We start from the raw sequence: 23,397 nt of genomic DNA, 5'->3' as shown, positions 1-23,397 counted from the left end.
AATCCCGCCCACGTGCATATTTACACCATTTGACTATCAGGAAATGAAACCCGAGACGTCTATTACGCGCCGAACATTTCACGGCATGAAAGCTTTGGCTCCATGCGCGTTTTCCCGATAAACGATAAATGCTTAATCCGCATGCCGCTCGATGCAGACTTCGAGTGCCGCGTGCAACGTCGCGCTATCGGACCGCGCGCCATCGAATGCGAAACGGTGGCGCACGCCGTTGCGTTTCAGATCGGCGCCATAACGGTCGATGCCGAGCAATTCGACGCCATGCGCGCCATCCAGCCGACGACCGAATTCCGCGATCAGCGCTTCTTCCTCGCTGGCTGCAAGCGGCGGCAGACGATCGAGTTCCGCGCCGTCGAGCCACCCCATCGCACCGAAGCCGCCGATGTAGCGCAGCCGCTCGAGGTTCATGATCCAGAACGTGAAATCGCCCAGCACCAGGTAGCGCTCCGCGTCCGGGTGATAGCGCAGGTAGCGCCGCACTAGCTCGGGATTCGCGTCGACCGGTTCGAAGCGGCCGAGCAGCGTGACGCGCTGGCCGCCCAGCACGTCGCCGTCGGGTGCGTCGACGGCCAGAAAGCCGGCGCGCGGATCGGCGTGCAAGTTGTGCGTGTGCTCCGCGAGCCGGCTCACGAGAATCGTCGGACGATGCCGCGCGTCCGGCGCGAACGGCAGCACCGACGGATACGGAAAGCCCTCGGGCTGGCGCGCGTGAGTGGCGAGCGTGCCGACCGCGGCGGTGTGCAGCAGATGAAGCGGAGCGTGAGCGGGAATCTTCAACTGAGCGTTCCTCGGTGAATTAGAGATGAGCCGTGAGTGGCGGAACGGCCGCGGCACGCGGCCATGCAAAAGCCAACGGCGCCGCCCAACGCATCACGTTCGATAACGCCGCATCGTCGCAATCGCATCGGTTAGATCGTATGCGCCCGATCCCACCGCGCCAAGCATAAGCCAGCACGCTTCGATAGAATCGAAGATCCGCTTTCAATGCGCTTTCTCGCGCACTCCGCCTCGAGACCTCCGTGCCCGATCAACACGCCTCCGAATTTGCCGTCCTGCCCGCCGCGCATCGCGAACTGTCTGTCACTGCACGGCAACGTGCACGCATCGCCACGATGGCGCTGTTCTTCATCGCCGGCATGATGTACGCGTCGTGGGGCGTGCATGTGCCGACGGTGCGCGACCGCTTTCATCTGAATCCGGCGATGCTGTCGTTGGCATTGTTCGCGGTGGCGGGCGGATCGATCGGCGCGATGGTGACCAATGCGTCGTGGATCGCGCGGGTCGGCACGCGCCGCGCCTGCCTGAGCGGCGGACTCGCAATGGCCGCCTGCGCGGCGCTGATTCTCGTCGTGCCGGCGTACTGGATCCTGCTGGTCGTGCTGGCCGTCTTCGGCGCGGGCATGGCCACGCTCGACGTCGCGATCAACGCCGAAGCGAGCGCCGTCGAAAAGGCGCTCGGCAAGCCGATCATGTCGTCGCTGCACGGGATGTTCAGTCTTGGCGGCATGTTCGGTGCGGCGGTCGGCGGGGCGCTGCTGTCGCGCGGCATGGCGCCGGCTCTGCATCTCGCGCTCGCCGCGGCTGTCAGCGCGCTGGTGCTGGTGCTCGCGTGCCCGTCGGTGCTGCCGCACGTGCAGCACGCCGAACATCCCGATGCCGCGACGCCGCGCGCGAGCCGCTGGCGCTCACCGGCGCTGTGGGCGCTCGGCGCGATGGCCCTGGTTGCGCTGATCGCCGAAGGTGCGATGTACGACTGGGCCACTGTTTATATGCGCGACGTCGTGCTCGCGACGCCCGCGCTAGCAAGCGCCGCCTACGCGGCGTTTTCCGGCGGCATGGCGGCCGCGCGTTTCGCTGGCGACGCGGTGCGCGCCCGCTTCGGCGCGCCGCAGCTCGTGATGATCAGCGCGGCGCTGGCCTGCGCGGGGATGGTCGATGCGCTGCTGCTGCCGAATCCGGTGGCCGCACTCGCGGGCTTCGCGCTGATCGGCCTGGGCCTCGCGAACATGATGCCGGTGCTGTTCGCGGCGGCGGCGAGCGTGAAAGGCATCCACGCGGCCGAGGGGCTCGCGCACGTGGCGGGCCTTGCCTACTTCGGGCTGCTGCTCGGTCCGGTGATCATCGGCGCGGTAGCGCAGGTGACCAATCTGACGATCGGTCTGTCGGTCGTCGCCGTCTGCGCCGCGATGATCGCGCTCGTCGGACCGAAGGTGCTGCGGCGTTTGAAGATCTGATGCAAACGCAGCGCCCAAACAAAAGGCACGCAGGCCTTACGGCCCACGTGCCTCTTTAGCGGTAGATCGAAGTGCGGCGCGACACCGCCTTCGACCGCACCGAATTTACATCTTCACTACGTCGAGCAGCGTCTTCTTGCCTTGCTTGTAGTTGTACAGCGAGATCACGCCGTGCTGCAGGTCGCCCTTCGAGTCGAACGTCGTTTCGCCGATCACGCCCTTGTAGTCGGTCGACGGCATCGCTGCCAGGATCTTGGCCGGATCGGTCGAGTTAGCGCGCTTCATCGCGTCGACGATGATGTACACCGCGTCATACGTGAACGGCGCATAGATCTGGATCGGCTGACCGAAGCGCTTCTCGTACTTCGTTTCGAACGCCTTGCCGCCCGCCATCTTTTCGAGCGCCATGCCGGCTTCCGAGCAGACGATGTTGTCGGTTGCGTCGCCGGCCAGATCCGACAGCTTGTCGGTACACACGCCGTCGCCTGCCAGCACCTTCGCGCGCAGGCCGAGCTGTTTCGCCTGCTTCGCGAACGGGCCGCCGGTTGCGTCCATGCCGCCGTACATGATCGCGTCAGGATTTTCGCCCTTGATCTTCGTCAGAATCGCGCGGAAGTCGACGGCCTTGTCGTTGGTCGCGTCGTGCGACACGACCTTCATACCGAGCGACTTCGCGGTCTTCTCGAACTCGTTCGCGAGACCTTGGCCGTAAGCGGTGGAGTCGTCGACGATCGCGACGCTCTTCACCTTCATGCCCTTCGCCGCGTAGTTCGCGAGTGCCGGGCCTTGCTGCGCGTCGGTCGCGACGACGCGATAGGTCGTCTTGAAGCCCTGCTGCGTGTAGGCCGGGTTCGTTGCCGACGGCGAGATCTGCACGATGCCCGCATCGCTATAGATCTTCGATGCCGGGATCGAGGTGCCCGAGTTCAGGTGGCCGACCACGGCGACGACCTTGTCGTCGACGAGCTTCTGCGCTACCTGCGTCGCCGTGCGGGGGTCGGCCGCGTCGTCCTGCGCGTCGAGTTGCAGCGTGACTTTCTGGCCGCCGATCGTGAGACCCTTCGCGTTGATTTCCTCGACGGCGAGGCGCGCGCCGTTTTCGTTGTCCTTACCCAGGTGAGCGATACCGCCAGTCAACGGCGCAACGTGACCGATCTTGACGACCGTGTCGGCTGCGGCCGATGTTGCCAACGTCGCGAACAGCAGTGCCGCAGCGCTGATCGGCAACAGCTTTTGAATTTTGATGTTCATGTGAGTCTCCAGTTTCGGTCAAAACAACGTAATCGCCCTGTGCCCCGCTTCCCCTACACGTGTCGCTCAGTCCCGTGGACGACCACGCCGGTTGCATCGTTCATGCACTTGGCCAGCACGTTTACCGGACTGTTTGTGACAGTTGGCAAAGCGTACTTGCGCGCAAGTGTAGGCCATCAAATTAAATTGCGGGAATTTTTTGAGAAAGTGGGAACAACACCAATAGCGCAGTTTGCGCGCGAGCCACTGCCGGCTTCGCCAATCGGGCCGGAGAGCCCCGCGCCATGCGGGTTTCCGCTAATCAGGCGGTTTCTCCGCAGACACGGATTTGGCCTTTTGCCCGCTTCTGTCGCGTGCGATTCGAAGGGTTTTTCAACTCGAAAAGGTAGCGTGCGGAACGCGATTGTGGAGACGCCAAAAAAAGTCTGAATCAAGTTTAAATCGGCCGCTCAATCAACGCTTGAACGCGGCGATCCGCACGGTGGCCGCCAGCCATTCCTGTTCGAGCTGCGCGACCAGTTCGGCCGCGCCGAGCGCTTCGGCGCGCGCGCGGCCAAGCGGCGCGCCCTGCCCCGCCCACAGCGACAGATAATCGCCGTTTTGCGCGAGCGCGGCGCGTTGCCTTAATTCCTGCGTCAACGCGTTTTGCACCGGATATGGCGCGACGCTGCCTGCCGTTTCGCCCAAACGCTGCATCAACGGATTGCGGATGCCGCGCGCGTGACGGCCCGTGATCGCGCGCGTCACCGTGGTGGACGTATCGGACATATTGCGCACGCGGATTTTCCATACCTCGGGGATCGCGCTCTCGCGGCTGGTCAGAAATGCGGTGCCCATCACTGCGGCTTGCGCGCCCAGCGCCAGTGCCGCGACGATGCCGCGGCCGTCCATGATGCCGCCGGCCGCGAGCACCGGCAGCCCGGTCGCGTCGACCAGTTGCGGCACGAGCGCCATCGTGCCGACCAGCGCATCGTCGAATGGGCCGATGAAAGTGCCGCGATGCGCGCCCGCCTCCGCGCCCTGCGCGGTGAGCGCATCGGCGCCCGCATCGCGCCACGCGATGCCTTCGGCAACATGCGTCGCAGTCCCAACTACGTAGCTGCCGCTCGCGTGCAAACGCTCGACGTCGGCAGCCGATAGCAATCCGAACGTGAACCCCGCGACCGGCACGCGCAATTCGATCAGCGTCTCCAGTTGCGCGCGAAAGTCCGGCGCATAGCGTGCGAGCGGCTGGCCCGGGGGCAAACCGAGATCGGCTCGCAGCGGATCGATTGCATCGAGCGCGCGGCGCACGGTCGCTTCATCGGGCGAGGCGGGATCGAGCACGAACAGATTCACGCCGAACGGGCGATCGGTCAGCGCGCGAATCGCCGCGACCTCGCTCGCGATCCTCTCCGGTGAAAGCGCCGCTCCCGCGAGAAAACCCAATCCGCCCGCATTCGATACCGCCGCGACGAGCGCGGGCGTCGTCGCGCCGCCGGCCATCGGCGCCTGCACGACGGGCACCCGCAACCGAAAACGCTCCGCAAACTGGGTCACAAAACTGTCTTGATTCACGATCGTTTCCTTTCCGGCGCAAAGCCGTCCATGTGCTGATCCATGCGCTCGCCAAGCTGTTCGCGAGATGCGCCGACACGCGCGAGCCATGACGCGTTGAGCGTACCCATATGCGCGATCATGGAGAAATGAATTATCGAGATCGTTTCAATCGCGTGACGAGAATCGAACCGCGCCGCATCGGCCGCGAGGCCCGTCCCGCCTTGCTGCAAGACCTTTCTTTTGATGGCAAACTAACCGCCCGTTGCAGGGCCTGGCGGCCCTGAGCGTTTCGTACACACCGAGCTCGCGCGGGATTCGCGCGAGTCAATGGAGAACAGCATGAGCACGACTTCCCGTTGGATCGACATTCCCGCCGGCAACGACAGTTTCGGCGGCTACCTTGCGCTGCCGAAGGGCGGCAAGGGACCGGCCGTCATCATCATTCAGGAAATCTTCGGCGTGAACGGCCATATCCGCTCGGTCGCGGACCAGTACGCGCAGGACGGCTATGTCGCGCTCGCCCCGGACGTGTTCTGGCGCGTGCAGCCGCGCGTCGAATTGACGTATGAGGGCAAGGATCGCGAAAAGGGCATCGAGCTGATGCAGAAGACCAAGGTCGACGATGCGGTCGCCGACATCGGCGCCGCTGCCGCCGCCTTGCGCGCTCTGCCGGAAGTGACCGGCAAGGTCGCGGCGATCGGCTACTGCTTCGGCGGCCGTCTCGCCTATCTGGCCGCGGCGGCCGGTTCGGTGGACGCCGCTGTCGCCTACTACGGCGGCGGCATCGACAACCATCTCGGCCAGGCCGCGAACGTCAAGGTGCCGATGCAGTTCCACTATGGCGAGCTCGACGCGCATATTCCACCCTCTGCCATCGGCCAGATTCAGGAGCGCTTCGCGGGTCGCGCCGACGTGCAGTTCAACATCTACCCGAACGCGGAACACGGCTTCAACTGCTCGGAGCGCGCGTCGTACAACCAGCACGCGTCCGCGTTGGCGCATGGCCGTACGCTGACGTTCCTCGGCGAGCGGATGTAATTCGCGGGTCCGGCACCGAGCCGGACCCGCCGCGTTGCCCATGTGATCGCACCACGAGTTCGACGCAGCATGCCAACCGACCGCGAGGGCTCAACCGACGTGCAATCAGACTATCTCGCTCATGACGCCATCGGCCTCGCCGAACTGGTGCGCACGCGCCAGGTCACCGCGCGCGAACTCATCGACGTCGCGATCTCGCGCACCGAGGCCGTCAACCCCGCGATCAACGCGGTCGTTCTGAAGGACTACGATGCGGCACGCCAGCGTGCGTCGCGCGACGACGCGAGTCGCGCGAATACCGTCAACGGCGTGAGCGGAACGGACAACCTCGCCGCCCATGCCGCGCTTGCCGGCGTGCCGTTCGTGATCAAGGATCTCGGCGCTCCTGTTGCGGGACTGCGCATGGCGATGGGCAGCCGTCACTACCGCCACTTCATTCCGACCCAGGACGCGCCGGTCGTCGCGCTCGCGAAAGCGGCAGGTCTGAACATCTTCGCGAAAACCAGCACGTCCGAGCTCGGCCAGATGCCTTATACGGAGCCCGAACTATTCGGCGCGTGCCGCAATCCGTGGAACCTCGATCACACGCCGGGCGGCTCGAGCGGCGGCGCGGCGGCGGCAGTCGCCGCGGGCATCGTGCCGCTCGCGCATGCATCGGATGGCGGCGGCTCGATCCGCATTCCGGCATCGTGCTGCGGACTGTTCGGCCTGAAACCCTCGCGCGGTCGGGTGCCGCGCGCGGCGCCCCCCGGCGCCGGCGAGCTCGGCATCGATCACGCCGTATCGCGCAGCGTGCGCGACAGCGCGTTGCTGCTCGATTTGCTGGCCGGCAACGCCGAGCGGCCCGCCGGCGCACCCGGCACTTTTCTTGGCGCGACGCGCGAGCCGTGCAAGCCGCTGAACATTGCGTACGTGACCGAGCCAATGCTCGCGCCGTCGTTGTCGGCCGATGCACGCGCCGCGCTCGACGACGCCGCGCAACTCGCGAGCTCGCTCGGCCATCGTCTGGAACCGGTGTCGCTTGGCGTCGACTTCGCGGCGGTTCGTCACGCGTTTCTGACGCTGTGGTCGGTCACCGCCGAAGACCTCGTGCTGAACGCGGAGCGCATCTCCGGCCACAAGCCAAACCGCAGCGAGTTTGAGATTTCGACCTGGGCGATGGCGCATGTCGGCCGCAAGATCGGCGAGCAGGGCTTGCCGGCCGCGCTCGACGAACAGCGCCGCATCACCGAACGTCTGACCGATCTGCTGAACCGCTACGACGTGCTCTTGTGCGCGACCCTCGCGTCCGCGCCGATCAAGATCGGCGAGATGCGGCCGAGCTCCGTCGAGCGCATGCAGATGCGCGCGGTCACCACGATCCCGCTAGAACGGTTGATGAAGAAACTGCTGTTCGAAGCGTCGAACAAAGCGTTCGCGTGGGCCGGCTGCACCGAGCTGTTCAATCTGAGCGGTCAGCCGGCGATGTCGGTGCCCTTGTACTGGAACGCGCGCGGGCTGCCGATCGGGGTTCAGTTCGCGGCGCGCGTCGGCGGCGAGGCGACGCTGTTCAGACTCGCCGCGCAACTCGAGGCGGCACGGCCGTGGTTCGACCGGCGTCCGCCGTTGATCAATGCGCGGCGCTAAAAATACGCCGGCCCGCTGCAGTGAAGCTTTGAAAATCCTGCCCGGCTTGGGATGCGCGGCGTGCGCCGCGCATCCCGCGCATAGCCTGCTAGCACGACTATCGCGCGCTCGATCAGGCCTTCTTGTTATAGGCGCTGCACCACCCAGCGGCCGCGACCTGCTTGCCCGCGAACATCGGGCAGGGGCCGTAGGCGTCGCCTGCCTTGCCCTGAAAGAAGCTGCAGTTGTTGCATTGCTCGCCAGGCGTGTATTTGGCGAATTTCGCCTTGTCGACCTTGCTCGCGTCCGACTTGTAGCCAAGCGCCTGCGCGGTCGGATCGGTTTCGGAAACTTTCGGTGCGTCGGCGAACGCCTGGCGCGACAGCGCGAGCGTCGATGCCACACCGATGCTGGTGATCAAAAACGTACGACGGGACGATCTCATGGGGACTCACTCCATTTATATTGGAATCAACGCCGTTCTGACGACAGCGTTCGCCAAGCATAGCAACGAAGCCGACGTCCGTGAGCATCCGAATGGCGGAGATAAGCGCATCGGTACGATGCAACCGCGACTCACGCGCGCCCGGCCAGCTCGCAGACCCGTTGCGCGATCGCAAGCGATGCCGTCAATCCCGGCGACTCGATGCCGAACAGATTGACGAGCCCGCGCACGCCATGCGCGGCGGGCCCCTGGATCACGAAGTCCGCGGCGGGCTCGCCGGGACCCGACAGCTTCGGACGAATGCCCGCATACGCGGGCTGCAATGCGCCATCGGGCAAAGCCGGCCAGTACGCGCGAATCGCCGCGTAAAACGACTCCGCGCGACGCGGATCGACGTCGTAATTGATCGCGTCGACCCATTCGACGTCGGGACCGAAGCGCGCCTGGCCGCCCAGATCGATCGTCAGATGCACGCCGAGGCCCGCCTCGTTCGGCATCGGATAGATCAGGCGGCTGAACGGCGCGCGTCCCGACATGCTGAAGTAATTGCCGCGCGCGAAGTAAAGCGGCGGCACGTGGCGCGCGTCGAGTCCGCGAATCTTGCGCGCCAGCGCGTTCGCATGCAGACCCGCGCTGTTGATCACGCACGCGGCGCTGATCGTGGTCGGTGCCGCGCCGCCGACCGTGATCGTGAAGCGGCCGTTGTGCGCCTCGATCGCTTCGACCGGCGCATGGAACGCGCACACGGCGCCGTCGCGCTCGGCATCGCCTTGAAGCGCGAGCATGTACTGATGACTATCGACGATCCCGGTCTGCGGCGAAAACACCGCCTCCACGCAGTCGAGCGCCGGCTCGAGCGCCTGCGCCTGATCGCCGGTGATGCGCATCAGGTCGAGCACGCCGTTGTCGCGCCCTTTAGCCATGATGCTTTCGAGCTGCGAAATCTGGTTGCGCGACGTCGCGACGAGCAGCTTGCCGCAGCGCGAATGCGGCACGCTGCGCTCGGCGCAATAGTCGTACAGCATTTCGCGACCGCGCACGCACAGCGTGGCCTTCAGCGATCCGCGCGGATAATAGATGCCCGCGTGGATCACTTCGCTGTTGCGTGAACTCGTGCCCACGCCGATCGCGTCGGCGGCCTCCAGCACGATCACCTCGCGCCCGCGCGCCGCCAGGGCGCGCGCCGTCGCGAGGCCGATCACGCCGGCGCCGATCACTACACATTCGATCTGATCCATATCCTTTGACGCGGCCCATTGCGCCGCGCGCTGCCTCGTTCAGCCGATGGAAGGAAGACAGGAACGGCACCTCGCCGCCACGTTCTGTTTGTTGTCGAACGCATCTGTCCGCTGGTCTGCTTATGTCTTTTTATCACCGTCACGAGAAATCGTACGACCCGGTACAGACGGAAGTGACAACGTGTCGTGTGCGCCGGCCGCGCGACCGCAGCCCAAACTAGCTCGATTCCGGGCGGCATCTCGAAAAACAGCAATAATTGCCGCGGCATTCACCGCACGCGCGGTGCGAATTGCCGATCGTAACCGTCTCGATCGCGGGAAAGCGGGTTTTTGTGCAGAAAACCGGCCCTAAACCTTAAAAACCAATCGGTTTCCGGCGGTTTCCGTAATCGAGGCGGATGTCGGCCGGTTCCATGCGATCACGTCCCGCGATGCGCGCCGCGCCGAAGCCGTTCAGGATCGCGCGGCGCATCTCGCGCGGCGATGCACGCTTGAGGGCATCGAGCGTCGCATCGCCGAGCATCTCGGGAAAGCGCAGACCCCAATTGTGCGCGCCGCGAATCTCGTCGTAGATCGACTGCGCGATGCGCCGCGCGCCTGCATGGTCGGGCGGCGGGACCTCATAGACGTTCATGCGGTTGAGGATCGGCTCGGGGATCGCGCGTTCGTCGTTGGCGGTGGCGATCCAGATCACGTTGCCCGCATTGATCGGAATCTCGGCGAACTCGTCGATGAAGCTCTGCGCGGTGTCGTGTTCGAGCAACGCATAGAGCGCGCCGAGCGGATCGTATTGCGAATCGCCGGTCGCCTTGTCGATTTCGTCGACGGCTATCACCGGGTTCGCATAGCTGCCGTTGACGAGCGCATCGAACACCTTGCCCGGCTTCGAGTTCTTCCATTGCGACGACGCGCCCGACAGAATCCATCCCGCCGTCAGCGAACTCATTGCGACGTATTGGTACGCAGTGCCGAGCAGGCGGGCCAGCTGCTTCGCGAAATGCGTCTTGCCGATTCCCGGCTCGCCGAGCAGCAGGATCGGCATCAACTCGAGCCGGTCCTCGGTTTCGAGGCACAGTGCGACCTGCTTGCGAATGTCGTCGAGCGGCGCTGAAAAATTAGGCAGCGCGTCGATCAGATCGTCGATCGACGGCATCCGGTTCGGCTTCACGCAGAATCGCAGATTGCCGGTTTTCAGCATCTTTTCGTAGGTCGCGCGCAGCGCGTCGTTCGCGCCCTCGCCGAGACCGTTCAGCGCGGTTTCGACTTCGTCGAGGTCATACACCCGGCTGAACGATGCTACGGCGATTTCCTGTTTGACCACTGCTGTCGTCATTGCTCACCCCGTCTGGCTGATCCTGCAGCGGCGGCACCTCGTGGGCACCGCTTCGAGTCCAGTGTAGCGAGGACATCGACGCATGCAAGCCAGCAGTCGTGCGGCTCTGCTGCTAACGACGGCGGGCATTGCCGTCCTTTTCCGGAATGCATTGTTGCTGAACCGGCCCTCGCTGGCCGTGTCAGAAGTCGTTGCGGCCATCGGGGGTAAGATGGCTCTCTAATTGCGGCGACGAGGCAACCACGCAACCGACGCGTAAGCGGAGACCCTTCTATGTGGAAAACCAGTATCGTGGCCATGCTGCTCGGCGCTTCGTTGCTCGCCCACGCGCAACAACGGCCAGCGCAGCAGGTCGTGCAATGGCAGTTGCAGGTAGTCAAAGATGGTCAGCAGATCGATTCGTTCGACGGCACCACCACCGTCGGCCAGGCGCGCACGGATACCCATCATCAGGTCGTGCAACACGACGTCGGCTGCAAGGACCAGCCGGCCGGCAGCATCGATCTGTCGCGCACGATCACGGTGTCGCCGCTGCGCGTCGATCCCGAGGGCGTGATGTTTTCCATCGACACGCAGCAAACGCTCGAAGACGACAACGCGCGGCGCACCGACATCGGCTGCAAGCTGCCGCCGCAGCCTCGCCAGGTGAGCGCGAGCCATCCGGGCCTCGTGGTGCCGCCCGACCAATGGGCGAGCTGGACGCTCGTCGATCACGATCCGAGCCTCGTGTACCGCGTGCATGCGAACGTCGTGAGCAACGGTGCGAACGGCAACGGCACGAATGGCGGCACCAGCGGCAATGACACCGCGACCGGCAGCAGCAACTCGAACTAACCGGAATAGCGCGCCTTACCGGCGCGCTCGAACAGAACATGTGGATACCGCGGCATGCGAAACCCAGAAGAATTGATCCGCGAGAACCTCGCGCCGAGCGATTTCGTCGCAGTGAGCTGGAACCTGCACAAGGGCCGCACGCCGCTCGGTTTTCAGGCCTGGCAGGCGATGCAGCGCTGGGTTCAGTCGACCCACGCGGACGCGTACTTTCTGCAGGAAGCGATGGCGCGGCGCATGCCGTCGCCCGTATTGGCGAGCAGTTTCGGATCGCCAATCGGCGATCCGCTGTCCGACGTATGGCACTGTCAGGCGACCGAAATCGCGCGTGCGCTCGAGCTCGAAGTCGCGCTCGGCCCGAACGTGTTCAAGCCGTCGTGGCGGCACGGCAACGCGATCCTATCGCCGCATCCGCTCGATCTCGGCGGCCGTTGGGACATCTCCGCGCACCGCTTCGAAAAGCGCGGCCTGCTGGTCGCGCGGGCGACGTTCGGCGGACGGCTCGTCACGCTGCTCTGCGCGCATCTGGCGCTGACGCGCCCGGCGCGGTTGCGGCAGATGAACTGGATCGCCCACTGGATCGCGAAGGAAGCCCCCGACGGCCCGCTCGTGCTGGCCGGCGATTTCAACGATTGGCGCAACGACTCGGTGCCGCTCTTTCGCGAGCACGGCTTGCAGGAAGTCGCGACGCTGCTCGGCGAACCGGCCCGCACCTTCCCGGCGTTCTCGCCGGCGCTGTCGCTCGACAAGATGTTCGTGCGCGGCATGCAGCCGGTCGAATGGATTCAGCCGACGCAGGAGACCGCGTGGCTGTCGGATCATTTGCCCTACATGGCGAAGTTGCGGGTGGAATAAGCGCTCCTGCTGGTTGCGCTTCGCCACCGGCAAGCGCGTGCGCGCTCCCTCGCTTGGCAGGCCCTCACTCGCGATGCGGCGTCCAGCTCAATGCCGCTTCGATCTGTTCGCCCGGCTCCAACACGCAGCCGCCGACCTGATCGCGCACACCGACCGTATTGAAGCAATCGGTCGTATTCGTGACCGGCTCCACGCATAGCTGCGGATCGTTGGCCGGCGCGAACACAACCATGTGATCGAACGGCGCTTGCGCACGCATCGTCAGGCTGCGGTGCTCGTCGGGCCACGCGATCGTCGCCACGCGCGACCAGTTCGAGAAGTTATTGTCGAGATCGAACGCATCGGGCGACATGCCCGCGCGCAATGCGTCGACGGCCGGATGCGGGCCGACATGCGTGGGCAGCACGTCGGCGTCGGCGTGCCACATCGCCTGCACATCGGCATGGATGCGCGTCGCCGCGGTGCGCGGATAGTACGGGTGATGGCCCATGCCGAACGGCATCGGCCGGCCGGCGAGGTTCTGCGCGGACAACGTAATGTGCAGTGCGCGATCCCGCAATTCGATACGCTGCCGCGCGCGATAGCGAAACGGCCAGTCGCCGGTCACGCTTGCATCCGGGTTGTGCTCGAAGTGCAAGTCCACCGCGTTGCCGCTGCGCGCGCCGACGCGCCACGGATGCCGCCACGCGTTGCCGTGCAGCGCGTGGGCGAAACGCGGGTCGTTGCCGGCGAGATCGATCGTGGCGCCGTCGAACTCGAAGCGCGCATCGCGAATCCGGTTGCAGTACGGCAACAGCGGGAAGCTCGCCATGCGCAGCGGATCGCGCGCTTCGAATGCTTCCCTGAACGCGGGCCGCAACCAGTGCACCGGGCCTTCCGGCGTGACTTCGTAGAACGCCGCGAGCGCGCCGCCAAGCTCGGGCGCGAGCACCGCGCGCAATGCGCCGGCCGACAACGTGACGAGCCGCGCGGCGATCTCGGGATCGTCGAGCCACGCGAGTTGCGCCGCGGATCGAGTCGCGGGTTGTGCCGCGGGCGGCCGAGCCGGACTGCGGGAAACGTCGCGCATGGTCAGACGAGGCGCAACCGCGAGCGCAAAGCGGTATCAACGTGCATTCAGATCTCCTTTAACGTGCCGCACCACGCGGCCTGCGGACTACCTCAGTCCACCCTGAGCGAGAATCGCACGACACCGCATCGCAGGTCAATATTATTAGTAATAATCAGCCCTACAAGCCGGTAACAGCACGCGAGGCTTGCTCCCAAATGGCGGGTTAGCGCGCGTTGCCGCGCAGATATTATTAGTGGTACCGTCAGCAGCATGATGCTGCCGGCATCCCCTGCTTCAGCGCCGCTTCAGCGCGGCCCGCACAATGAAAAAATCGACTCAACGCCGTCCGACCATGACCGACATCGCCAAGCTCACCGGCGTGTCGCAATCCACCGTCTCGCTCGTGCTCAACAACGCGGCCGGTGCGAAATTCTCCGAGGCCACCCGCAACAAGGTGCTAAAGGCCGCGCACGACCTCGGCTACCGGCTGTCGCTGCGCGAGCCGGTCGCGGCATCGAGCGACGAGCGCAACCTGATCGTCTATCTGGCCGATGAAATCTCGACGAGCCCGCACCCGGTCGTCAACATCGACGGCGCGCGCGACGCAGCCTACGCGAGCAGCAAGATGCTCGCGGTCTACTCGACGCACGGCAACGCCGACATCGAAAAACAGGTACTCGACACGGTCCTCGCCAATCCGCACGTGTTCGGCGTGATCTACGCGACCGTCTATACGCGCAAGGTCGCGCCGCCGGCCGCGCTGACCCAGGTGCCGACCGTGCTGCTGAACTGCTATACCGGCGACAGCTCGTTTTCGTCGGTTGTGCCGGCCGAGGTCGCGGGCGGCCATCTGGCGACCGAATACCTGTTGCAGGCGGGCCACCGGCGCATCGGCTACATCAACGGCGAGCCGTGGCAGGACGCGGCGAAAGACCGTCTGAAGGGCTATCGCACCGCGCTCGCGACCGCCGACCTGCCGTTCGCGGCCGAGCTCGTGCGCGACGGCGACTGGAGCTCGGGCCTCGGCTTCGAACTGACGCTGTCGCTGATGCGAGAGGCCAATCCGCCCACCGCGATCTTCTGCGCGAACGACCTGACCGCGATCGGCGCGATCGAGGCGCTCAAGCAGCTCGGACTGCGTGTGCCCGAGGACGTGTCGGTGCTGGGTTACGACGACCAGGAAATCGCGCGCCACACGCATCCGCCGCTGTCGACCGTGGTACTGCCGAACTACGAACTCGGCCGCTGGGCCGTCGAGACGCTGCTGCAGGAAGAGCACAACCGCGCGGCGGGCGCGCCGGTGCGCCATCGCACGGTCAAGCTCGATGGACCGCTAGTCGAACGCACGTCGGTCAGGGTAATTACCGAGGCAAAACCGGCGGCAACTAATATTATTAGTGATTGACCGATAATAATTCCTGGTGGAATAATCGGCACGTCGGGTCGGGAAGCAAGCGCACGGTGGCTGATAGCCAACCGCACGCTCGGCGGCGAAAAAGCATCGGCGCCCCGGCTGAACAGAGGCAATCGCGAGCAACACAAAAAGTAGATATACCGGTCACCGGTTACTGGAGGAAGACATGGCGTCGCTCAATAGGCAGTCGCGCATGCACGCGCGCAAGCAGCAGATTCGTCCGCTGGCAGCTTCGTTGCTGGCTCTGGCAATCGGTGTCGGCGCGGCGGCCGCGCATGCAGACGACGCATTGCCGAAGTTGCCGACCAAGACCCCGCTGAAGGTCGGCTTCGCGCAGACCGAAAGCAACAATCCGTGGCGTCTCGCGGAAACCAGGAGCTTCAAGGACATTGCCGCGAAATGCGGCTGGCAGGTCGTCATGACCGACGCCAACGGCTCCAACTCCAAGCAGGTCTCCGACATTCAAAGCATGATCGCCCAGCATGTCGATCTGCTGGTATTCCCGCCGCGTGAAGAGAAGCCGCTCGCGCCGGTCGTGCTGCAGGCGAAGAAGGCCGGCATTCCGGTGATCCTCGTCGACCGCAACGTCGACCAGTCGGTGGCGAAGGCGGGCCGCGACTACATCACGTTCATCGGCTCGGACTTCATCGATCAGGGTCACCGCGCCGCCGACTGGCTCGTCAAGGCGACCGGCGGCAAGGCCAGGATCATCGAGCTCGAAGGCACCACGGGCGCGTCCGCCGCGAACGATCGCAAGAAGGGTTTCGACGAAGTCATCGCCAAGAACCCCGGCATGACGATCGTCGCGTCGCAAAGCGGCGACTTCGCGCGCGACACCGGCCGCAAGGTGATGGAAACGCTGCTGCAGGCGCATCCGGACGTGACCGCCGTGTACGCGCATAACGACGAAATGGCGCTCGGCGCGATCGCCGCGATCAAGGCGGCCGGCAAGCAGCCGGGCAAGGACATCCAGATCGTCACGATCGACGGCACCAAGGGCGGCATGGACGCGATCGCGGCCGGTGAGCTCGGCGCGAGCGTGCAGTCGAGCCCGTTCTTCGGCCCGCTCGCCTGCGATGTCGCGCAGCGCTATGCGAAGGGTGAAAAGATCCCGACCTGGGTCAAGGTGTCCGACCGTTTCTACGACAAGGAAAACGTGCAGCAGAACATGCAGTACGGCTATTGACCGCAAGCATCGGCAAGCTCCCCGCGGCAACATTTGCTCGGGACTCTCTTCGGCGTTGTAGCAGGAAGTCACCCGCCTTTCATGAATGTCTCCTCGTCGGGCGGGTGGTGAAGGCTTCGAAGCGACGCGCCCGTGACTGACGGACCGTCGCTTCGCTTTTATGCGGCGTAACATGGTCCGGGCGCGCTGGCGCCGCCCACCCGCGCCGCCGGCAACAGCGCGGTGGGCAACCTCGGCAGCATCCGCATCAGGAGAACTCCGTGACGGAATCCGGCAAAGAGACGCCGCACTCCCCCCTTCCCCGTTCGCCGCTGCTCGACATGCAGGACATCGGCATCAGCTTCGGCGGCGTGCCCGCGTTGCGCGGTGCGAATCTGAGCGTCGCCGCGGGCGAAGTGCACGCGCTGATCGGCCAGAACGGCGCCGGCAAATCGACGATGATCAAGATCCTGACCGGCGCGTATCGGCGCGGCTCGGGCAGCGTGCGCTTCGAAGGCCGCGAAGTCGATTTCCGCACGCCGAAGCAGGCGCGCGAAGCAGGCATCAGCACGATCTACCAGGAGATCAACCTGGTGCCGCTCCGCTCGGTCGCGGAAAACATCTTTTTGGGCCGCGAGCCGCGCCGCTTCGGTCTGATCGACTGGCGCACGGTGCAGCAGCGCGCGGCCGCGCTGCTCGATTCGTTCGGTCTGCAGATCGACGTGAAGAAGCCGGTCGGCCGTTACTCGACCGCGATCCAGCAGATGGTGGCGCTTGCGCGCGCGGTGTCGTCAGACGCGAAGATGGTGATCATGGACGAGTCGACGTCGTCGCTCGACGAGCGCGAAGTCGAACTGCTGTTCACCGTCGTGCGCAAGCTGCGCGACGACGGCCGCGCGGTGATTTTCGTCTCGCACCGGCTCGACGAGCTGTACGCGCTATGCGACCGGGTGACCGTGATGCGCGACGGCCAGACGGTCGCGCAAAGCACGATGGCCGAGATGGACAAGCTGCAGCTCGTCACGACGATGCTCGGCCGCTCGCTCGCCGCGCTCGTGCAAGACGACACGGCCGCGCGCGAAGCGAATCTCGCCAGGCGCGGCAAACAGGTGATCGGCGCGACTCAGCTCGGCGCACCGCCGAAGGTCAACGGCGTGTCGCTCGACGTGCATGCGGGCGAGGCGGTCGGTCTCGCCGGCCTGCTTGGCTCGGGCCGCACCGAAACCATGCGGCTGATGTTCGGCGCCGATCCGCTCGCGCAGGGCGCGCTGTCGATCGGCGGCGAGGCGGTCGCACTGAAGTCGCCCCAGGACGCGATCGCGCGCGGCCTCGCGTACCTGACCGAAGACCGCAAGGGCGAAGGGATCGTCCCCGAACTGTCGGTGCGCGACAACCTGACGCTCGTCTGTCTGCGCACGCTTGCGAAGCACGGCATCGTCGACGCGAAGCAGCAGCAGGCGATCGTCGATCGCTTCATCGCGTCGCTCGGCATCAAGCTGCGTTCCGCCGATCAGCCGATCCGCGAGCTGTCGGGCGGCAACCAGCAGAAGGTGCTGCTCGCGCGCTGGCTCGCGGCCGAGCCGTCGCTGCTGCTGCTCGACGAACCGACGCGCGGCATCGACGTCGGCGCGAAAGCCGATGTGGCAAAGATCGTGCGCGAACTGCGCGATGCGGGGCTCGCGGTACTGTTGTCCGCGTCCGAGCTCGAAGAGCTGACCGCGGTGGCCGATCGCGCGGTCGTGATCCGCGACGGCCGCACGGTCGCCGAGCTGAACGGGGCCGACATGAGCGAGACCGCGATCATGGATGCGATCGCGTACGGCAGCGAGGGTCAATCGGCGCTGGCGCAAGCCGCGCGATCGGCCAATGCGGCGCACATCGAAGACGCGCTGGAGGGCGACCGTCATGGCGCTTAAGCTGCCTTCAAATTCGCTGCACACCGATGTGCGGGGCGCCGCTGCGCCGGGCGCCGACGCCACCGCGATGCAATCGGCCGATGCCCCGCGCGCGCGCTCCGCAAGCAGCCTGCACAAGTGGCGCCATCTCGCGATGCAGCGCGAAGTGATCGTGCTGCTCGCGATGGTGCTGTTCAACCTGATCTTCACGCCGCACTTCTGGTCGTTGCAGACCTTCAACGTGAACATGACTCAGGTCGTGACGATCGTGATCGTCGGCATCGGCATGACGCTGGTCGTGGCGACGGGCGGCATCGATCTGTCGGTCGGCGCTTCGATGGCGATTTCGGGTGCGCTCGCGCCGATGCTGTTCCTCAACATAGCGGGGCCGCTCGGCATCGCGCTAGCGTTCGTGCTACCGGTCGCCGCGGCGGCCGCATGCGGCGTGTTCAACGGCCTGCTCGTCACGCGGCTTTCCGTGCAGCCGATCGTCGCGACGCTGGTGCTGTTCATCGCCGGGCGCGGCATCGCGCAGGTCGTCACCGACGGCAGCCTGCAGGCGTTCAACACCCCAGCCTTCCAGTGGATCGCGCTCGGCAAGGTCGCGGGCGTGCCGTTCCAGGTGCTGCTGATGCTCGCGCTCGTCGGCGTTTTCGTGTGGGTCGTTCGCAAGACTTTGTTCGGCCAGTATCTGCTGATCACCGGCGGCAACGAGAAAGCCGCGTATCTGTGCGGCGTGCCGACCGCCGCGGTGAAGATGATCGCGTACACGTTGTGCGCGGCGCTCGCGGGCCTGGCAGGGCTGATCTCGATCTCGGTGAATTCGTCGTCGGATGCCAACGTCGTGGGGCTTGGCGTCGAGCTCGACGCGATCGCGGCCGTTGCGGTCGGCGGCACCGCGCTGACGGGCGGCAAGGCGTACATCGGCGGCACGCTGATCGGCGCGCTGATCATCCAGCTGCTGCGCTATACGCTGCTCGCGCACGGCATTCCCGATGCGGCCGCGCTCGTCGTGAAGGCCGGCATCATCGTCGCGGCGGTTTACGTGCAGCGGCGCTCGCGCTGATTCTGGCGCTGCTTTTCGCGCTCATTTTCACGATCCGCGCGCCACCTTTCCGGACTCGATGCGATGAAAAAGAATCTTCCGATCCTGCTCGCGCTCGCGGCGCTGGTCGTCGTCGGCCTCGTGCGCTATGACCACTTCGGCTCGGCGTACAACATCACCTCGTTCTGGCGCTACAACTCGATGTTCGCGCTGATCTCGATCGGCATGGCCTTCGTGATCATCACGGGCGGCATCGACCTGTCGGTCGGCACGGTCGCGGCGCTCGCGAGCGTGGTCGCCGCACTGACGAGCGTCTACGGCGGCTGGGTCGCGGTGCTGGCGGGCTGCGCGGCCGGACTCGCGGTGGGCGTGCTGAACGGCATCATCATCACGCGGCTCAAGATTCTGCCGTTCATCGTCACGCTCGCGACGAGCCTCGGCGCGCACGGCGTCGCGCTGTTGCTGGGCAAGAACGACGCGGTATCGATCGCGGCCGATTCGAACTTCGGCAACTTCGGTCAGGGCGACCTGTTCGGTCTGCCGATTCCGGGACTCGTCGCGCTCGTTGCCGCGGTGGCCGGCTGGCTCGCGCTGCGCGGCACGCGCTTCGGGCGGCACTCGCTCGCGATCGGCGGCAGCGAAGAGGCCGCGCGGCTGATGGGGCTGAACGTCGACCGCACGCTGGTCATGGCCTATGCGGTGAGCGGGCTGCTCGCCGGCATGGCGGGCGTGATCCTCGCCGCGCAGTTCGGCGCGGGGCAGCCGAACGAAGGCGTCGGCTGGGAGCTGTTCGCGATTTCCGCGGTCGTGCTGGGCGGCACGCTGCTGACCGGCGGCGAGGGTTCCGTTGCGATGACGATTGCCGGTGTGCTGCTGCTCGGGCTCGTATTCAATCTGCTTAACTTCGAGAATGGGCTGGGGTTCATCAGTCTGTCGGAGTACTGGCAGTCGGTGATTCGCGGCGTGTTCCTGCTACTCGTGATCGTGCTGCAGGCAGGGGTGTTGAAACAGCGCGGGAAAAAGCGTGCGGCCGTTGCGTGAACACGCGGCGCCCGCGAGTCGGGCGTCAACGATTGCATCGGATGGAAATTCGTTGTCTGGTCGAGGTCTAGTTCAAGCATTGCCGTCCTAGGCCCGTATCTGTGTACCAATACATTTACGCCGGCACCTGTGACCGTGACGCGCCGCAGTGGGCGTTTCGTCGAGGCAACGTCTGGCGTATTCCCCGAAAACTCGCGCCGCGCCAACGATATCGACGCGATGCGATCCCGATCGCGCCGGCCGGGTTGCGCCCCATTTGCCAGTTTTATCAGCAGGGTCAATGCTGCAGCGCACGCCGCCTTTGGGTATCATCCTGAAATTGTTGCCCGCGCGGCGCGCCGCTTGCGCGCCTGCCGGACAGCCAATGACAGCCGCCCTGCGCGGCGCTCGCCGAATCGCCGCACACCGCTGAAGCACGGCCGCTCCCACGCCAACGTTGCTGGCGGCGCCAGCAAGCCGGCGCTGCCGCTTTCCGGTCCGGCAACCCGCTTGACCAGCCTCGACCGCCGCGCCGCGGCCCCGCCCCGGCGGGCACGGTAAAATGGCGGGTTGCGCGAAAGTCCCGACCCCGGATCAGCGCAGCATCGCCCTTGCCGTGCCGGCCGGCTCAGACGACTGGCCGCCTTTGTTTTCGCACTATCCAAGAAGCCATGAGCAACCTGAATTCACAAACCGTCCTGAGCGTCCATCACTGGACCGATACGCTTTTCAGCTTCACCTGCACGCGCGATCCGTCGTTCCGCTTCGAAAACGGCCAGTTCACGATGGTGGGCCTGCAGGTCGAGGGTAAGCCGCTGCTGCGCGCATACAGCCTCGCCAGTGCGAACTACGAAGAACATCTCGAATTCCTGAGCATCAAGGTGCAGGACGGCCCGCTCACCTCGCGTCTGCAGCACCTGAAGGTCGGCGACGAAGTGCTGATCGGCAAGAAGCCGGTGGGCACGCTGGTGGCCGATAACCTGCTGCCGGGCAAGACGCTGTGGCTGTTGTCCACCGGCACGGGCCTCGCGCCGTTCATGTCGATCATCAAGGATCCGGACATTTACGACCGCTACGAGCGCGTGGTCCTCACGCACACCTGCCGTTTCGTCGACGAACTCGCGTACAAGGAATACATCACCGATCACCTGCCGGCGCACGAACACCTCGGCGAGCTCGTGCAGGAAAAGCTGCTGTACTACCCGACCGTGACGCGCGAAGCGTTCCAGAACCGTGGCCGCATCACCGAGTTGATCGAAACCGAAAAGCTGTTTGCCGATCTCGGCGTGCCGGGTTTCTCGCTGGAGAACGACCGCGTCATGCTGTGCGGCAGCCCGCACATGCTGCGCGACACGCGCAAGCTGCTCGAAGACGGGGGTTTTAAGGAAGGCAGCAACAACGAGCCAGGTCATTACGTGGTCGAAAAGGCCTTCGTCGGCTAAGCCGCATGCCCTCTTCGCGGCCCGCGCGCCGCGAACTTCAAATAAAGGAGCCTCCGGCTCCTTTTTGTTGTTCCGTTACAAATCGGAGCCTGTTACATGACTTTCGCTGTCAGAATTCCTCCGACACGACGGGCGCTCGGTAACCTCATGTAATCTCTCAAGACCCTGCGCTAACCGTTGGTGTGACCGCTTTTTCACGCTTTTTGAGATATCATCGCGCCGCGAGAACAGACGAATACGCGCAGCAATTGTCATCAACCCGGCGTGTTACTGAATGTAAATTTCGTTACGTTGTGCCGTTGCGTTTCGTGCGTTGCTGCGGTCGCCGATCGTGCAGTGCGAAACCCCGTGATTCGTAGTTTTCGCGCCGCCTGTGTGCGCCCGCTTCGCTGTCCGCTCCGCTTCCTGAGGGGGAAATTCATGGATACGTCGACTGCCGTCCCGTTCAACGCTGCGCTGGCCTCACCGGCGCAGCGTGATGGCTTCGACATGCCGTCGCACGCCGCACGCGAGATCGAGCGGCTGCGCGCGCGGGTGCGCGAGCTATCGGCCGAGCTGGTCGGCGCGCAGGAAAGCGTGCGCAGTCACATCGCGCGCGAGCTACACGACGGCGTCGGCGCCGAGCTGACCGCGACGCGCTTCGCGCTCGCCGGCATTGAAACCTGGCTGCCCGCCGACGCGCCGCCGCAATGCGCGGCTGCGCTCGCGGTCGCGAACCGTTCGCTCGACGCCGTGTGCGCCGCGAGCCGCGAGGCCGTCGCGCAACTCCACGCGCCGACGCTCGAGTCGGGCATCGCCGGCACGCTGAAGTGCTGGATCCGCGACTTCGCCACGCGCACCGGCTTGCGGACCGCTTTCGCCTGCAGCGACGACACGCGGCTCGCGCGCCTGCCCGCCGATGCGGCGCTCGCCGTGTTCCGTGTCGCGCAGGAGGCGCTGAACAACGTCGCCAAGCACGCCCACGCGACGTGCGCCGACGTGCGCATCGAAACAGGCGCGCGGCATCTCACGCTCTTGGTCAGCGACGATGGGATCGGCCCGCCGCGCGGCACGCGCGAACGCGGTGGCCAGCAAAAATCAGACGGCCACTTCGGCCTCGCTGGCATGCAGGCGCGCTGCGTCGCATTCGACGGCACACTGCGAGTCAGCGCGAGACGCGCGAGCGTCGGTCCTGGCGGCGCCAGCGGCAATGGCAGCCACGGCGCGATCGCCCCGCGCGGCACGCTGATCGAGGCCCGTTTTGCGTGGCCCGCGCTGCTCGCGGCCACCCCCGCGCCGCGCGCCGCCCGACGCGCGCTGCAAGCGTGAGCGCGCGACCATGAGCCTGCGCATCCTGATCGTCGAAGATCACGCGGTGGTCCGCCAAGGCGTTCGCCAGCTGCTGCTCGATCGCGGCGTCGCGCGTGAGGTCGCCGAGGCGCAAAACGGCTCGGAAGCGCTCGATTCGGTCGTCCATCAGAACTTCGACGTCGTGCTGCTCGACATCTCGCTGCCGGACATGAACGGCGTGGAGGTGCTCAAGCGCCTGAAGCGCAAGGCGCCGCGCGTCGCGGTGCTGATGTTCTCGATGTTCCGCGAGGATCAGTACGCGGTGCGCGCGCTCAAAGCCGGCGCGTCCGGCTATCTGTCGAAGACGGTCGACGCCGCGCAGATGATCGGCGCGATCCAGCAGGTCGCCGCCGGGCGCAAGTACGTGAGCCCGGAGATGGCCGAGGCGCTCGCCGACTATGTGTCGTTCGACGGCGAGCAGTTGCCGCACGAAAAGCTCTCCGATCGCGAATACCAGACGCTGTGCATGCTCGCGTCGGGCAAACGGCTCACCGATATCGCCGCCGCGCTGTCGCTGTCGGTGAAGACGGTCAGCGTGTACCGCACGCGGCTGCTCGACAAGATGAAGCTGCGCAACAACGCCGAGCTGACCTTTTATGTGATGAGCAACCGCCTCGTCGACCTGAATCCCGCGATGGCGGGCTAAACC

Annotated in this window: 20 protein-coding genes; 13 read left to right on the top strand and 7 right to left on the bottom strand. The window is 65.5% G+C overall.

Features of this window, described 5'->3' with window-relative positions; all coding sequences use genetic code 11:
* Positions 1-132 precede the first annotated feature (132 nt).
* Positions 133-795, bottom strand: a complete 663-nt coding sequence (locus BJG93_RS00610; protein WP_027199446.1) for a HugZ family pyridoxamine 5'-phosphate oxidase — start codon at positions 793-795, stop codon at positions 133-135.
* A 242-nt stretch (positions 796-1,037) separates the two neighbouring features.
* Here BJG93_RS00610 and BJG93_RS00605 point away from each other — a divergent pair, with 242 nt between their 5' ends.
* Entirely contained in the window at positions 1,038-2,252 is a 1,215-nt protein-coding gene (locus tag BJG93_RS00605) for an MFS transporter (protein ID WP_027199445.1), read from the top strand.
* Between the two features lie 105 nt (positions 2,253-2,357).
* On the opposite strand, the gene BJG93_RS00600 is transcribed toward BJG93_RS00605, so the two are convergent.
* Both BJG93_RS00600 and BJG93_RS00595 read right to left on the bottom strand, forming a co-directional pair.
* Positions 2,358-3,503, bottom strand: coding sequence for a branched-chain amino acid ABC transporter substrate-binding protein (locus BJG93_RS00600; protein ID WP_027199444.1), 1,146 nt, complete (start codon positions 3,501-3,503; stop codon positions 2,358-2,360).
* 453 nt (positions 3,504-3,956) lie between these two features.
* Positions 3,957-5,060, bottom strand: a complete 1,104-nt coding sequence (locus tag BJG93_RS00595; RefSeq protein WP_027199443.1) for an NAD(P)H-dependent flavin oxidoreductase — start codon at positions 5,058-5,060, stop codon at positions 3,957-3,959.
* Positions 5,061-5,381: 321 nt separating this feature from the next.
* Here BJG93_RS00595 and BJG93_RS00590 point away from each other — a divergent pair, with 321 nt between their 5' ends.
* Together BJG93_RS00590 and BJG93_RS00585 are read left to right on the top strand one after the other, a co-directional pair.
* On the top strand, positions 5,382-6,080 hold the full coding sequence (locus BJG93_RS00590) for a dienelactone hydrolase family protein (RefSeq protein ID WP_027199441.1): 699 nt from the start codon (positions 5,382-5,384) through the stop codon (positions 6,078-6,080).
* A gap of 69 nt (positions 6,081-6,149) precedes the next feature.
* Positions 6,150-7,706: an amidase gene (locus tag BJG93_RS00585; protein WP_034479778.1), complete on the top strand. Its 1,557-nt coding sequence runs from the start codon at positions 6,150-6,152 to the stop codon at positions 7,704-7,706.
* Between the two features lie 112 nt (positions 7,707-7,818).
* Here the strand turns inward: BJG93_RS00585 and BJG93_RS00580 are convergent, their stop codons facing one another.
* The 3 genes from BJG93_RS00580 to BJG93_RS00570 all read right to left on the bottom strand — a co-directional run bounded on the left by BJG93_RS00580 (position 7,819) and on the right by BJG93_RS00570 (position 10,701).
* Entirely contained in the window at positions 7,819-8,130 is a 312-nt protein-coding gene (locus tag BJG93_RS00580) for a high-potential iron-sulfur protein (RefSeq protein WP_027199439.1), read from the bottom strand.
* Positions 8,131-8,261: 131 nt separating this feature from the next.
* Positions 8,262-9,368, bottom strand: coding sequence for an NAD(P)/FAD-dependent oxidoreductase (locus tag BJG93_RS00575; RefSeq protein ID WP_027199438.1), 1,107 nt, complete (start codon positions 9,366-9,368; stop codon positions 8,262-8,264).
* Between the two features lie 355 nt (positions 9,369-9,723).
* Positions 9,724-10,701, bottom strand: a complete 978-nt coding sequence (locus BJG93_RS00570; RefSeq protein ID WP_027199437.1) for an AAA family ATPase — start codon at positions 10,699-10,701, stop codon at positions 9,724-9,726.
* 273 nt (positions 10,702-10,974) lie between these two features.
* Here BJG93_RS00570 and BJG93_RS00565 point away from each other — a divergent pair, with 273 nt between their 5' ends.
* Together BJG93_RS00565 and BJG93_RS00560 are read left to right on the top strand one after the other, a co-directional pair.
* On the top strand, positions 10,975-11,535 hold the full coding sequence (locus BJG93_RS00565; RefSeq protein WP_027199436.1) for a hypothetical protein: 561 nt from the start codon (positions 10,975-10,977) through the stop codon (positions 11,533-11,535).
* Between the two features lie 54 nt (positions 11,536-11,589).
* Entirely contained in the window at positions 11,590-12,387 is a 798-nt protein-coding gene (locus tag BJG93_RS00560; protein ID WP_027199435.1) for an endonuclease/exonuclease/phosphatase family protein, read from the top strand.
* 64 nt (positions 12,388-12,451) lie between these two features.
* Here BJG93_RS00560 and BJG93_RS00555 read toward each other — a convergent pair whose 3' ends face one another.
* Positions 12,452-13,456: an aldose 1-epimerase gene (locus BJG93_RS00555; protein WP_082194678.1), complete on the bottom strand. Its 1,005-nt coding sequence runs from the start codon at positions 13,454-13,456 to the stop codon at positions 12,452-12,454.
* Positions 13,457-13,790: 334 nt separating this feature from the next.
* Here BJG93_RS00555 and BJG93_RS00550 point away from each other — a divergent pair, with 334 nt between their 5' ends.
* The 8 genes from BJG93_RS00550 (at position 13,791) to rqpR (ending at position 23,394) form a co-directional block, all read left to right on the top strand.
* A complete protein-coding gene (locus tag BJG93_RS00550; RefSeq protein ID WP_027199433.1) occupies positions 13,791-14,843 on the top strand; it encodes a LacI family DNA-binding transcriptional regulator in 1,053 nt (350 codons plus the stop codon).
* Between the two features lie 175 nt (positions 14,844-15,018).
* Positions 15,019-16,038 (top strand): ABC transporter substrate-binding protein, encoded by a 1,020-nt coding sequence (locus BJG93_RS00545; RefSeq protein ID WP_027199432.1) that lies wholly within the window; start codon positions 15,019-15,021, stop codon positions 16,036-16,038.
* Positions 16,039-16,358: 320 nt separating this feature from the next.
* Positions 16,359-17,933 carry a sugar ABC transporter ATP-binding protein gene (locus BJG93_RS00540; protein ID WP_167544156.1) on the top strand — a complete coding sequence of 525 codons (1,575 nt, stop codon included), beginning with the start codon at positions 16,359-16,361 and terminating at the stop codon, positions 17,931-17,933.
* Positions 17,923-18,978 (top strand): ABC transporter permease, encoded by a 1,056-nt coding sequence (locus BJG93_RS00535; RefSeq protein WP_027199430.1) that lies wholly within the window; start codon positions 17,923-17,925, stop codon positions 18,976-18,978. The genes BJG93_RS00540 and BJG93_RS00535 overlap by 11 nt, the downstream gene beginning before the upstream one ends.
* 63 nt (positions 18,979-19,041) lie before the next feature.
* On the top strand, positions 19,042-19,998 hold the full coding sequence (locus tag BJG93_RS00530; protein WP_027199429.1) for an ABC transporter permease: 957 nt from the start codon (positions 19,042-19,044) through the stop codon (positions 19,996-19,998).
* A gap of 650 nt (positions 19,999-20,648) precedes the next feature.
* Complete coding sequence (locus BJG93_RS00525) at positions 20,649-21,419, top strand: ferredoxin--NADP reductase (RefSeq protein WP_027199428.1); 771 nt, start codon at positions 20,649-20,651, stop codon at positions 21,417-21,419.
* Between the two features lie 420 nt (positions 21,420-21,839).
* On the top strand, positions 21,840-22,727 hold the full coding sequence (locus tag BJG93_RS00520; protein ID WP_027199427.1) for a sensor histidine kinase: 888 nt from the start codon (positions 21,840-21,842) through the stop codon (positions 22,725-22,727).
* Between the two features lie 10 nt (positions 22,728-22,737).
* Positions 22,738-23,394 carry a response regulator transcription factor RqpR gene (gene rqpR / locus BJG93_RS00515; RefSeq protein ID WP_027199426.1) on the top strand — a complete coding sequence of 219 codons (657 nt, stop codon included), beginning with the start codon at positions 22,738-22,740 and terminating at the stop codon, positions 23,392-23,394.
* The last annotated feature ends 3 nt before the right edge of the window (positions 23,395-23,397 follow it).

It is taken from the genome of Paraburkholderia sprentiae WSM5005, assembly GCF_001865575.2.
In the GTDB taxonomy this organism is placed as follows: Bacteria; Pseudomonadota; Gammaproteobacteria; order Burkholderiales; family Burkholderiaceae; genus Paraburkholderia; species Paraburkholderia sprentiae.
The sequence above is the reverse complement of the archived record's forward strand: the minus strand, read 5'-3'. Positions and strand labels throughout refer to the sequence as shown.

Excerpts from the sequence above, each read along its gene's own strand:
- BJG93_RS00590 (WP_027199441.1), top strand. The coding sequence starts at position 5,382 with ATGAGCACGACTTCCCGTTGGATCGACATTCCCGCCGGCAACGACAGT.
- BJG93_RS00560 (WP_027199435.1), top strand. The coding sequence starts at position 11,590 with ATGCGAAACCCAGAAGAATTGATCCGCGAGAACCTCGCGCCGAGCGAT.
- BJG93_RS00600 (WP_027199444.1), bottom strand. The coding sequence starts at position 3,503 with ATGAACATCAAAATTCAAAAGCTGTTGCCGATCAGCGCTGCGGCACTG.
- BJG93_RS00575 (WP_027199438.1), bottom strand. The coding sequence starts at position 9,368 with ATGGATCAGATCGAATGTGTAGTGATCGGCGCCGGCGTGATCGGCCTC.
- BJG93_RS00580 (WP_027199439.1), bottom strand. The coding sequence starts at position 8,130 with ATGAGATCGTCCCGTCGTACGTTTTTGATCACCAGCATCGGTGTGGCA.
- BJG93_RS00570 (WP_027199437.1), bottom strand. The coding sequence starts at position 10,701 with ATGACGACAGCAGTGGTCAAACAGGAAATCGCCGTAGCATCGTTCAGC.
- BJG93_RS00565 (WP_027199436.1), top strand. The coding sequence starts at position 10,975 with ATGTGGAAAACCAGTATCGTGGCCATGCTGCTCGGCGCTTCGTTGCTC.
- BJG93_RS00520 (WP_027199427.1), top strand. The coding sequence starts at position 21,840 with ATGGATACGTCGACTGCCGTCCCGTTCAACGCTGCGCTGGCCTCACCG.
- rqpR (WP_027199426.1), top strand. The coding sequence starts at position 22,738 with ATGAGCCTGCGCATCCTGATCGTCGAAGATCACGCGGTGGTCCGCCAA.
- BJG93_RS00535 (WP_027199430.1), top strand. The coding sequence starts at position 17,923 with ATGGCGCTTAAGCTGCCTTCAAATTCGCTGCACACCGATGTGCGGGGC.
- BJG93_RS00555 (WP_082194678.1), bottom strand. The coding sequence starts at position 13,456 with ATGCGCGACGTTTCCCGCAGTCCGGCTCGGCCGCCCGCGGCACAACCC.
- BJG93_RS00540 (WP_167544156.1), top strand. The coding sequence starts at position 16,359 with ATGCAGGACATCGGCATCAGCTTCGGCGGCGTGCCCGCGTTGCGCGGT.
- BJG93_RS00585 (WP_034479778.1), top strand. The coding sequence starts at position 6,150 with ATGCCAACCGACCGCGAGGGCTCAACCGACGTGCAATCAGACTATCTC.
- BJG93_RS00525 (WP_027199428.1), top strand. The coding sequence starts at position 20,649 with ATGAGCAACCTGAATTCACAAACCGTCCTGAGCGTCCATCACTGGACC.
- BJG93_RS00545 (WP_027199432.1), top strand. The coding sequence starts at position 15,019 with ATGGCGTCGCTCAATAGGCAGTCGCGCATGCACGCGCGCAAGCAGCAG.
- BJG93_RS00530 (WP_027199429.1), top strand. The coding sequence starts at position 19,042 with ATGAAAAAGAATCTTCCGATCCTGCTCGCGCTCGCGGCGCTGGTCGTC.
- BJG93_RS00550 (WP_027199433.1), top strand. The coding sequence starts at position 13,791 with ATGACCGACATCGCCAAGCTCACCGGCGTGTCGCAATCCACCGTCTCG.